The organism is Prochlorococcus sp. MIT 1223 (genome assembly GCF_034092465.1).
Lineage (GTDB): Bacteria > Cyanobacteriota > Cyanobacteriia > PCC-6307 > Cyanobiaceae > AG-402-N21.
The window spans coordinates 719,621-731,699 of the sequence record NZ_CP139303.1 but is presented as its reverse complement, the minus strand read 5'-3'; the positions used below and the strand labels follow the sequence as shown (position 1 = coordinate 731,699).

Here is a 12,079-nt window from a genome sequence, read left to right as displayed (position 1 = left end):
TAATTATTTAATTAATAGAAAAACTATTGCAAGCATTAATTACTCTATTAACTTCTTCTTCTGTTAAAAATGGATGTATGGGTAAACTTAAACACCTATTACAATGATTCTCCGCATTGAAAACTCCTTTTGGGCTTACTCTGTGCTCTAATATTGCTTTTTGATTATTATTTAATATTGGATAATGAATTAAAGTTTGAATCCCATTTTCTTCTAGGTGAAATTGAATCTTATTCCTTGTACCTTCTGCACAAATTATTATGAAAAGATGATTCACATGATTCAACATATTACTAGGCTTAGATAATAAACTTATGTTTTTATTATTTATTTCTTCCCAATATCTTTTTGCAATTTCCCTTCTTCTTGTGGTCCATTCTTGAAGATGCTTAATACGTATATTTAATAAAGCTGCTTGTAACTCATCCAACCTACTATTTAAACCAAGAATTGGATGCGTATAACGGTTGGTTTGGCCATAATTTCTGAGACTTTTTGATTTTTCCATAATTAAATTGTCATTTGTAGTTACAGCTCCAGCATCTCCTATTGCTCCAAGATTTTTTGTTGGATAAAAACTCCAGGCACCAAAAATTCCAAAACTACCTAAGGCTTTGCTTTCATACTTACCTAAGTGAGCCTGAGCACAGTCCTCAACCAAATATATATTTTCTTTTTTAGATATATCTAATAAATGATTTAAATCTGCACTCCTTCCATATAGATGCACGACCAAAATAGCTTTGGTTTTTCTGCTTATACATTCCGCTACTGAGTTTGGATCTAAGCATCCTGTTTTAGGATCAATATCAGCAAAAACAGGAATTGCCCCCGTTTTTTGTATCGCAAGAGTAGTTGCAAATGCTGTAACGGGAGTTGTTATTACTTCATCTCCAATACCGATATCAAGAGACCTAAGACCTATCTCTATAGCATCAAGTCCATTTGCTACTCCAATTGAATGCGTCGTATTACATATAGATGACCAAGACTTCTCAAAATCTTCTACTTCTTTACCTAATATCCACCAACCAGAATTCAAAACCTTTTCTACAGCCTTGACTTGATCTTCTATTAAACTGGATGGTTCTCTTTTAAAATCATTCAGTTTTATAAGATTATTAATACTATTATTCATAAATAATAATTCAAATTCTTCTTATAGAAATCAATTGTAGCCTTTAGCCCCTTATCTAAATTTACTTTTGGTTGCCAATTTAGTAAATTACTAGCAAATTTATAATTACTGTAATAATCTCCAATATCAATTGCTTTTCGCTCTTTAGGAAATGGAATCTTTTTCCAATTTGATCCAGGAATATAACTAGTTAATTTTTTCGCCAGAGATTCAAGATTTATTATTTGATCGCTTCCTAAATTCATTACTTTCCCAAAGCAGTCTTTATTATTAGATGCTTTAATTAATGCATCGACTACGTCATCTACATAATTAAAATCTCTTATTTGAGATCCATCCCCATAAACAAGTATTGGATTATCTGTTAATAAACTTTTAATCCAGACTCCTAAAAATATTTGTCTTGCATCTTTTATTCTCATACCTGGTCCATAAGTATTTGTAAGTCGCAAAACAGTTGATCTTATTTTGTAAACGTCGTTATAAAGTATGTGAAACTGTTCTCCTGCAAACTTATTTATTCCATTTATATCAACTGCTTTAATCTTGTGAGCCTCATCTACGGGAAGGTAATCAGGCTTACCATATACTTGCCTTGTAGAAGAATATACTACTATTGCTTCAGGACAAACTTCTCTGACTACCTCTAATAAACTTAACTGAGCTTTTGAATTTATATTTAAATCATTAATAGGATTTAGCATAGATTCAGTATGACCAGTTTGTGCCGCAAGGTTATAAATAACGTCTATACCCTTAAGCAATTGCTTTAGGGCATTTGTATCCCTTAGATCATTTATATTTATACTAACTTCATCCTTAATATCCATTACATTTGCTAGATTCCCTCCATATTCAGGTATTAGGTTATCTATAATAGTTATTTTATTATTATCTTTTATCAATTTCTTCGCTAAATTGCTTCCGATGAAACCTAGTCCACCAGTTATTAAAATATTCATAATTACCTAGTCAATGAATTGATATAGAATACCTTTATGCAATGGCTGTTTTGCGTCAAATGAATTAACCCATTCGGAAATCTTATTATAACCCTTCAGACTTAAAAAAAGTTGATTTTCATTTATAGGTCTAATTGGATAGCTGACAGGAGTTTCATAATAAAATGGTTCATTTTGTACCCACCATCTTAGCTTATTACTATTTGTGAAGGCTGTTCTATCAATAATTACATATTCAGGTTTTATCTTATTTATGTATTCAAATATATCTTCAAGGCTCTCAAGATAAGTTAGTACACTAGAAAAGATCATAATATTTGGCCTCTCCTTTATTTGATCTAAAGAATTAAAGAATTTTATTGGTAAATTATATTTATTAGATATCTCTTTGCCTTCTTTCGCAAAATTACTTTGCTCTATTATACTGTAACTAATAGAAGAATCTAAAATATCTCTATTATTTATATAGTTACTACCTAAGCCACCCCCATAATCAATTATTAGAAAATTTTTTAATACATACTTTTTTAGAATACTTCTAATTTTAAGCTTTTCTGGTCTTCTAAAAAATGAAGTACCATCTCTCTCATATATTGCACTCCCTTCAAGTAACTTTATAGTCGATTCTCTAACTTTTTTTATAATCTTTGGATGGTCATATCCAACAGAATTCTTAAGGGCATCTTGATAACTTGAATATGGACCAATAAGACTTAAACCTCTTCGTTTAAATGAATATTTATATTTAACAAGATTATTTTTAATTCTAGATAAGAACTTATCCTTGATAATTCTTGTTAATCTAAATAAAAACGATTGTTTTTTCTTGAAATAATTACAGTAGATTTTATAAATATCTTTATCGACACAAGTTTCTATTTTATGAATCTCAATACAATCATCCGATAATTCTGTCACCATCATTGTAGATTTGCCACAGTTTTCACCACTATTATCTAAGCCTATATTTTTGACTAGAGATTTACCTGGATATAGAGTCAATTGATTATTTAGGAAACAACTTGCATGCCAACAAATAGCCCAACTATTATTTCTACCTTTTGATTTATCTTTTAACATTCTCATGTAATTATATGAATTGTTAAGATTAAACTCTTTTGTTAAATTCTTTGACTTTATTTCATTAAATAATTCATTTGAATCACTCCTAAATGAATTCCATCTATCTTTCCATGTTGCCCAACCCCAACAATCAGCACCTCTTAAAAAGAATGAACTTGGCAGTTCATCTTTAATAGGAGGTAAATAACCATGTATTGAGGCGACTTCTTTTTTTTTCTCGTAAATTGATAAACCTTGTATCATATACCTCAGAAAGTTTTTGCATACGACAATATCATCTTCTAAAATAATTAATGAGTTGTATTCTTTAAAAGCTTCAGTAATTCCAAGTGTTAGTGATTTATATAGACCATAGTTCCTTTCCCTTCTAATTAATTTTATACTTTTAAATCCACTTAACTTATTTATTAATCCAACAATTGACTCACTATATTCTTTGTCGGATGCATTACGAACGCCATCTAGGTAGAGTATAAATGGAAGGTCTTTGGATTCCTCGTTTTCTAATAAAGAGTTTAAGCATAACTTTAGGTGATATGGTCTATTATATGCAAAGCATATAATAGCAGTATCATTTTCTGAATAATTCATACTCAGATACTTTTTATAAAATAATTATACTTCATAAAATGATCGATACCATTTTACAAAAGCTTTAGTACCATCTTTCAGTGAAGTTTTTGGTTTGAAATTAGTAATCTTTTCTATCTCAGTTGTATCAGCCATTGTGATCTTGGCTTCTTCAGGTTGCATGGGATGAAATTCTTTTATAGCATTTAAACCTAATTCTTTTTCTAGAATACTTACAAAATCTAAAATTAAAATTGGTTTACTATTCCCTATATTTAGCACTATATGTGGAGCTCCACTTGTGAAGTCTTTATTCATATTGTTATCTTTATTGGATTTACTATTTAAACTTAGAAGTCTAATTATACTTTCAATAATATCATCTATATATGTAAAATCCCGATACATCATCCCTGAGTTATATAATCTAATTGGATCTTTGTTTAAAATTGCCTTTATAAATAGCATAGGTGCCATATCTGGTCTTCCCCAAGGTCCGTAGGCAGTAAAGAATCTAAGACCTATAGAAGAAATATTGTATAAATGGCTATAGCTATAAGCCATTAGCTCATTAGACTTCTTTGTTGCAGCATATAAATTTATAGGTTTATCAACTTTGTCAGACTCTTTGAATGGAACTTTATCATTACCGCTATAGACTGAACTGCTACTTGCATAAACTAATTTTTCAATCTTGAACTCTCTGCAACATTCTAATATATTCATAAATCCTATAATATTTGAATTAATGTATGAATGTGGACTTTTTATAGAGAACCTAACGCCCGCTTGAGCCGCTAAATTAATTACAATATCAGGCTTCTTATCATTGAAAACATCTTTTAATAGATTTATATCTTCGAGATTACCTTTAATGAAAATCCATTTGCCTTTTGCTTTAAGCTCGATATTATCTAATACCTTTAATCTAGCCTTTTTTAGATTAACATCATAATATGAATTAAGATTATCGTAGCCAATAACAATGTTCCCTATATTAATTAGTCTTTGACATAGGTGAAAACCTATAAAACCAGCAGCACCAGTTACAAGTATTTTCATCAAATTTGCTTCATTACATTAATCATATACTATTTTAGAATATTTGAAATATTGCGAAAGGTTTCTATTCTATTAATAGATTATTTGAGTCCTATTAGGTATATACAAATTTAATTCTAAATAATTAATAGATTTTTATAGATTCATTGGAGGGCTTTCCATAGGACCACTTATTTTGAATCCTTCTTTTTTTAATAGGGATTCTTTTAGTGCTTCTTCTTTATCAAAGTTGACCATTTCTGTTATTAATTCTTCTAATGTTGTCTTTGGTACCCAACCCAATTTCTTTAAAGCTTTACTTGGATCACCCAATAACTGTTCCACTTCAGTTGGGCGAAAATAGCGGGGATCTATACGAATAACAATATCTCTAGTGTCTGCTCTGCGTCCTATTTCATTAATACCATCATTCTCCCAAATAATAGAAACACCATTCTTGTTATCACACCAACCAAGTTTGGTCGCACATAGTTCAATAAATCTCCTTACTGTTTCGGTCCTTCCTGTAGCAATAACAAAATCTTCAGGCTCATTCTGTTGAAGCATTAGCCATTGCATTTCAACATAATCTTTAGCGTGCCCCCAGTCTCGTTTGGCATCAAGATTGCCCATGTATAGACATTGATCTAGTCCAGAATTAATTCTTGCTAGCCCCCTTGTGATTTTTCTTGTTACAAAAGTTTCTCCACGTCTAGGACTTTCGTGATTAAAAAGAATGCCATTACAAGCGTAAATTCCGTAGGCTTCTCTGTAATTAACAGTTATCCAATATGCATATAATTTAGCTACTCCATATGGACTTCTTGGATAAAAAGGCGTTGATTCATTCTGTGGAATTTCAGCAACTTTTCCATATAGCTCACTAGTACTAGCTTGATAAATTCTTGTCTTTTTAGATAGTCCTAGGATCCTTACAGCTTCAAGAACTCTTAAGGTTCCCAAGGCATCGCTATTGGCCGTATATTCGGGTGTTTCAAAACTAACTGCAACATGACTTTGAGCACCTAAATTATAAATTTCGTCAGGCTGAACTTGCTGAATAACCCTAATTAAATTAGTACTATCTGTAAGATCACCATAATGAAGTATTAACTTTGGCTCATTGACATGTGGGTCTTGATATAGATGATCAATTCTAGCAGAGTTGAAACTACTAGCTCTTCTTTTTATGCCGTGTACTTCATAACCTTTTTCTAAAAGAAGTTCTGCAAGGTAACTACCATCCTGGCCTGTAATACCTGTGATAATTGCTTTTTTGAGTTTTGGAGGCATGTAAAAAGTTTAGCTTGTATTTATTATTTAAAAAACAGTACCAAAGTTAAAGCCATATGATTGAGAGTCGGATTTTTGCATTTGTCCTGTATCCACAAAGCTTAGGCTGTTGGTTGTATAAAGGTCAATAAACGTATTGTAAGTAGGTGATAATCTAATTGCAAAAGTCCAGTTACTTTGAGATTCTTGTAATGCAATATTAGTTTCTGGTATAAATGCAATAGACGGTGTTAATTGCCAAATAATACTGCTACCAAGACTAACTGGATTACCATTACCACTTGATGACATTTTAGGATTAATATTTAAGCTTGTTTTTGTATTAAAAGAATATGTATTTGACATTTCTGCAAAGACCCAACCGTTTCCCATTAGCCTTCCACCACTTACTCTTAAACTAGTTGATAATAGATCCCCTCTTTCTTGTGAAAATATACTTATCTTTCCACCACCTCTAATATATAATTCACCAGGGTTATGGTATTTATCTATTAATGGATTAGATGAATCTGAATTCTGATTAATTCTTGCTATAGCTATATCGAAGTTGAAGAACTCTGAGGAGCCCCAATCAATTCTGCTTGACCATGTATTATTACTAGTTATTGTATTCCGTACTCTTGTTTGATTTTTATTGATAATTCTTGCTGTTGACACACTTAACCCACCCAGGTCAACATTACTGCTATCAAAATTATCATCAGAATATGAATAATTTGTAGGTTTATAGATTAATCTTGCACTATAAAGTATTTGATTTCTACTTGGAAGTGTGAGAATCCCTGTAGCAGGAGATTGTCCAAACCCATTTGTAAGAGTTCCTTCAAAAGAGATTTTAGAATCTAGTGAGTAGTTTATCCCACCGCTAAAAATAGGCTCTTTCTTGAAAGTTAAATATTTATCAAAACTATTTTGACTTGATCCTATTGGTAAGAATGCAGAACTAAAAATTTTAACTCTTGTCAAAGGATTATAAGTAACACCTAAGCCAAGGCCAAAGTTATTGCCATAAAATTTTCCATTTCCATTCTTATTCCCTTGACTATCAGGTAAAAATACGCCTTTTGGTGCAAAAGTTATTTCGAATTTGCGACTTAAATACCATGTGATAGGTAATGATATAGAGCCTACTATATTATTATTTTCTACCGGACTTGTATTAGAATTAAAGATATTTGGTGAAGTACTTGTGCATCTATATTGGTTACATCCTCCACTTTTAACATTCCAGTTCTCTAATGAAGTATTTAGAGAAATTCGTATCTTTTTACTCTCATATTGCTGCCAACTTAATGATGCACCATAAATTATCCATCTGTTTTCAGGATGCTCTGAATATCCATCAAGAGATGCATGTAAAGGATCATCACTATTGGCATAGAAAAAACCAAGCATCATATCGTCATTTAATCCAAGATCTATTTTTGCCATGTAATTTTGATTACCTGTACCTCCTGCATAATCAGCATCTGAAATAGATGATTTTTGGCCAACTGATAATTGTATATCTCCTTCATTAAGTCTATTGGCAGTAGGTACAGCATTACCCAGTCTTAGTAATTTGGCCTCAAGGTATTCTTTATTTATTTTTCTTATATATATTTTAAATTTTTCTTTTAATGATTTTTTAGGATTTTGATTTTCTATGATTTTAAAATCTTGCTTTTCACCAGAAGGCTTCCATTGAATACTCATCGTTGGAAGCTTATTCTCTTTTTCATGCTTCTTCCATTCCAATGTATAATTTTCTTTAACTTTCTCGTCTGTTGATTCCTTATTAAAGTTATTTGAAATAATACCCTTATTAATATCTTTAGAGATTTCCGAACTTTTCTCTAATCCTTGCGTAGCCATAAGTGGGCTGATAGGCAATATTGGTATAAGCAGTGAAGGGATTAAGAATCGACTCATAATTTAATAGATGAATTCTATGAACTTTTAGAAATGAAGAGATTTCAAGTATGTTCTATTGGCTTTTTAAACATTAGTATTTTAATATAGAAAACTAAAGATCTGATTTGAATAAGACAGTTTTTTAATTGAATCTATTACAATTTTAATTTTTTTGATTTACTTATTATCTTTATTTTAAGATTGATTACCCAATTTCTTTAATAGAGACTTTGTATAGAATTTACTTTTATTTATAACCATTTTGTAAATACTTTAATCTTGCGGAATTGAGTCAAATAGTTTTCTATTTTTATTTGCGAATCTTTTGGTAAATACTTATAAAGTCAGTATTTATATATAAGACAAGATTACTCATAAGCTTTTCTCCGAATATCTATTCTATAGCTTATAAGGCAACATATTTTTTTAAAGTTATTAGTATGAGTGGTCGCAGAGTATGTAATGGACCGATTTATCAAAAGAGTTATATCTTCCCAGCCTTAACCAATCAGTCTTTGATGATGAAACTCTCAACTCTTTAGTGATACGCCCTCTGATAGCGCTCCCTGCAGGATTCGAACCTGCGGCCCACTGCTTAGAAGGCAGTTGCTCTATCCAGCTGAGCTAAGGGAGCACGAACTTTTATTATACATCTATCGTTCAGATTGGTTGCTTCTAGATTACTCGGAACAATAAAGTTGCAAATAATTTTAGCTATATACAATATAATGTTTTATCGACTCAATCTAGTTGTGAATAATTATTCAAAAAAATGATAACTTATCTTTCCTTTTGCTAGCTTGTTTTAGATTAATTTTCTAGGATATTTATTTAAAAGATAAAGCATAGCCAATAATAATTGAGATTTGTGTAAATCATATAAAGCAGAATATTTTAAATATCTTTTTGAAGTTAATTTTATAGACTTTGAGATATAAATCTTAATTATATCTAGATCTTGAAATCATATTTATATACTTCATCTCTAAGCTAAGCCAAGTAATAAAGTATTAATTTATCTATAGAATTTTCAAATAATAAACTTTCAAATTTCTTTTCTATATCTATAAGTATGTTCATCTATGTAAAAATCTTATTTCTTTATTAATTACTCTTTCCCTATAATTGAGCTTATATAGGCATATAAACTTTTTCTTCCAACAATGAAAGGAATTGATTCTAGATTATACCCTGCTCCAAGTTTTATTTCAGTATTAGGATAGTAATATATAGATCTTTTGGGCTCATAAAGAGCCGCTGAAGTAAATGGTGAAGATATTATAAGCTTAGGTTTTATTGATTCAATAGCTCTTCTTGCTGATACCCCTGGAGGTAAGAAGAGAAAGTTATACTTTGTTGATAGATATTCTTTATTTGGGAAATCGTCCCTTTTATTCTTAACTATAATATTTAAATCGAAGTCTTTAGATACTTGACATAGATCTTCTAAAAATCTTGTAATATGGGATTTGCAATTATGTATTGAACCCATCGGAAAACCATAGTAATAACTATAGTCTATAAGCTTTGGTTCAACTGGAAATAATAATACTTTATTTTTTAAATTATCAAAAGATGGAATTTCTATTAACTTGTCAACAAAATCCAAATATCCTAAATAACTATATTTAAATATAGGTTTATAATTTGAAATTGATTTAAGAAATAAGGCATGTTCCTTAGTCCATGTTATTACACTGTAATAAGGAAATGACTCATAATCATAAGACAAAAATGATTTGTCTGAATTGAAAGCAATCAATCTATCGTTTTGAGAATAATAAACTAAATTTGTATAAGCTAAAGGCTGATTATTTGATCTGGCTGGTAATTGAGATAGAGTATTTGTACAATGATGCGAACTGATTGTTTTATATAGATTTCTATAGGGTGCTTTATTGTCGGACTTTAGGTATATATATTCGATGATATCATCTATTAAGAAAAGTATTTTATTCTCTTTAGGCTTGAATATCGATATCAAAAAAAGTAATTCATAACGAATTGCTTTAATGAGGAAAAACCAGAATCTGCTTGCTTTTATTGAATGGTATGGGAACTGATATCTTGTTTGTAAACTTGTATTTAATCTGGAGAATATCCTTTTATCTTTATCTATTAATTTATGGTCTAAAAGGTTTTGGAGAAGTGAGTAATACTTCTTAGATCTTTTATTATTATTTATATATTGAGCTTCTTTTGGAAAATCTAATAATATTGGAGAATCAGCACAAGGTTTCGGCCTCTTCCTTTTGAATAGGTTAACATATATAAATCTTATAAGACTTGCATTATTTAAATGATAGAAAAGAATTAAAATTCTAAATAATAGATTTGATACTTTCCATGTTGAAGGTATATTATCTATTTCGCTATTTAGTCTTTTTCGCCATGTTTTTGGCAAGGCTGGCGGTATTTGGGAAATTCTTCCTAATGACGAATCCTTGATCAGTGAAAGAGAATTACGATTTAAGAATGGAAGCTTTTTAAATACAATTCGATAAGCTATTTCCTTGCAGCGATTATTTATATCCTTATCTGTTAAATCAATAAAGTCTAATCTTGTTTTATCTTGCTCAACAACTTCTTCTTTTAACAGTATTTTTAGAAGAGTATCCCATGAAGACTCGTCGATAAGAAACGCATAGTTCATTATGATTAATATTTTTTGTTGTAGATTTTATGTAGAAGAAGAGCCTTTTAATTTTGATGAAGACCTAAATAAATAATCATAATATACAATAAAACTAACTAACACGAGATGGAATTGATATTTCTATTCTATTCTAGTTCAATAAGTGTTAGGTTTTACGATTTTAAATTTTTGCTAAAATAGCCATCTGATTTTTTGGTTGCTCAGTGAGTGAAAGGTTTAGGTATGATATGGTTTGAAATAAATCAGATGGCTATTTGATTAAGTTACTGATAAATAAATTTAATTACTTGCTATCACTTCACTTCTAAGGAAATGATTTTTGCAAGATATCTAATTAAGCAATAAATTCGAGTAAATGCTCTATAACCTACTAGTCTTATAATATCTAAATCTATCGTTATAGTGGCTAGGAGGCTTACGGAAAGTCAAAAACTTCAACTAGTAGAAGGTTTTCGTTCGGGGAAATCCGTTTTGATTTTGTCCAATGAGTTTGGATGTAGTCCAAATACTGTCAGTAGAGTTGTTAAAAGTTTGATTGCTAATGATGAATACCTTCTTTTAAAAAAGAGTCGAGGAAAGGAAATTCCCGCTAAAGAAAAAATAAATTCAGAGATTTCAGCAGAAGTTGATAAGCTAAAACATAAATCTCAATCAAGAGAGGAATCTATTGATTCCATATCCCAGAGCAAAAATGAGGCAGAAATTAAATCACTAGAGTCTATAGAAACAGCATGCACTCCTATTGAAAGCGATAATGAATTTGATTTAAAAGCTGGTTTTGAAGAAGATCTTTCTATTCGGAATTCAAATATATTCAAGGAAGTTGTTCCTCTCTCAGCAGATTTTGGATTTGAAAATAATGTCCAAAAAGTTGCTTTAAAGAATTTGGATGATAAATTACTTCCCGAAACTGTTTATTTGCTCGTTAACCAAAAGATTGAAATAGAGCCTACACCATTAAAGGAATTTCCAGAATGGAATTTTTTGCCATCAGAAGAAAAAGACCGTAATTCAATATCTTTATTTGATAATCAGAGATCAGCAAAGAGAAGTTGCTCTAGAGGGCAAAAAGTAATAAAAATACCAGATTCAAAAATGTTACTTAGAACCATACCTTTCTTGATATCAAAAGGGATTACAAGAATTATTTTTGATGAGCAATTGATTGCTTTAGATAAATCTTAATCTAGAGAATTTTTATTAATTTTAACTTCTTTAGGCATAAGAGATATAGCAGTTGTGCTTCCACTAAGGAAACCTAGTACAATAGATGAACCTACTATAAAGCCTGTTGGGAAAGGAGCTGTAGAAGTTATTCCTAACTCTATATTTTTTCGATCTCTTAAATTTTGTGATCCAATGCATAGAACAAAAACTAATAAACCAGTTATGGAAATAGACATGGTTAATAAGCGAATTCTTAAAAGCATTTTCACCTAAAAT

At 30.2% G+C, this 12,079-nt stretch carries 9 protein-coding genes and 1 tRNA gene; 1 reads left to right on the top strand and 9 read right to left on the bottom strand.

Features of this window, described 5'->3' with window-relative positions:
- Window positions 1–7 precede the first annotated feature (7 nt).
- The 8 genes from SOI85_RS03915 to SOI85_RS03880 form a co-directional block, all read right to left on the bottom strand.
- Window positions 8–1,138: a DegT/DnrJ/EryC1/StrS family aminotransferase gene (locus SOI85_RS03915; RefSeq protein WP_320664925.1), complete on the bottom strand. Its 1,131-nt coding sequence runs from the start codon at window positions 1,136–1,138 to the stop codon at window positions 8–10.
- A complete protein-coding gene (locus SOI85_RS03910; RefSeq protein WP_320664924.1) occupies window positions 1,135–2,100 on the bottom strand; it encodes an NAD-dependent epimerase/dehydratase family protein in 966 nt (321 codons plus the stop codon). Before SOI85_RS03910 ends, SOI85_RS03915 begins: the two co-directional genes overlap by 4 nt.
- A gap of 6 nt (window positions 2,101–2,106) precedes the next feature.
- Window positions 2,107–3,774: a methyltransferase, TIGR04325 family gene (locus SOI85_RS03905; RefSeq protein WP_320664923.1), complete on the bottom strand. Its 1,668-nt coding sequence runs from the start codon at window positions 3,772–3,774 to the stop codon at window positions 2,107–2,109.
- 24 nt (window positions 3,775–3,798) lie between these two features.
- Window positions 3,799–4,815, bottom strand: coding sequence for an NAD-dependent epimerase/dehydratase family protein (locus tag SOI85_RS03900; RefSeq protein ID WP_320664922.1), 1,017 nt, complete (start codon window positions 4,813–4,815; stop codon window positions 3,799–3,801).
- A 135-nt stretch (window positions 4,816–4,950) separates the two neighbouring features.
- On the bottom strand, window positions 4,951–6,087 hold the full coding sequence (gmd, locus tag SOI85_RS03895; protein ID WP_320664921.1) for a GDP-mannose 4,6-dehydratase: 1,137 nt from the start codon (window positions 6,085–6,087) through the stop codon (window positions 4,951–4,953).
- A 27-nt stretch (window positions 6,088–6,114) separates the two neighbouring features.
- The gene (locus SOI85_RS03890; protein WP_320664920.1) at window positions 6,115–7,998 is read right to left on the bottom strand and encodes a hypothetical protein; all 1,884 of its coding nucleotides are present in this window, start codon (window positions 7,996–7,998) and stop codon (window positions 6,115–6,117) included.
- A gap of 542 nt (window positions 7,999–8,540) precedes the next feature.
- Window positions 8,541–8,614 (bottom strand) — tRNA-Arg (locus SOI85_RS03885).
- A gap of 474 nt (window positions 8,615–9,088) precedes the next feature.
- Window positions 9,089–10,633 (bottom strand): hypothetical protein, encoded by a 1,545-nt coding sequence (locus SOI85_RS03880; RefSeq protein WP_320664919.1) that lies wholly within the window; start codon window positions 10,631–10,633, stop codon window positions 9,089–9,091.
- A gap of 405 nt (window positions 10,634–11,038) precedes the next feature.
- Here SOI85_RS03880 and SOI85_RS03875 point away from each other — a divergent pair, with 405 nt between their 5' ends.
- On the top strand, window positions 11,039–11,821 hold the full coding sequence (locus tag SOI85_RS03875; RefSeq protein ID WP_320664918.1) for a hypothetical protein: 783 nt from the start codon (window positions 11,039–11,041) through the stop codon (window positions 11,819–11,821).
- Here SOI85_RS03875 and SOI85_RS03870 read toward each other — a convergent pair.
- The gene (locus SOI85_RS03870; RefSeq protein ID WP_320664917.1) at window positions 11,818–12,039 is read right to left on the bottom strand and encodes a hypothetical protein; all 222 of its coding nucleotides are present in this window, start codon (window positions 12,037–12,039) and stop codon (window positions 11,818–11,820) included. The two genes, SOI85_RS03875 and SOI85_RS03870, sit on opposite strands and share 4 nt — an antisense overlap.
- Between the last annotated feature and the right edge of the window lie 40 nt (window positions 12,040–12,079).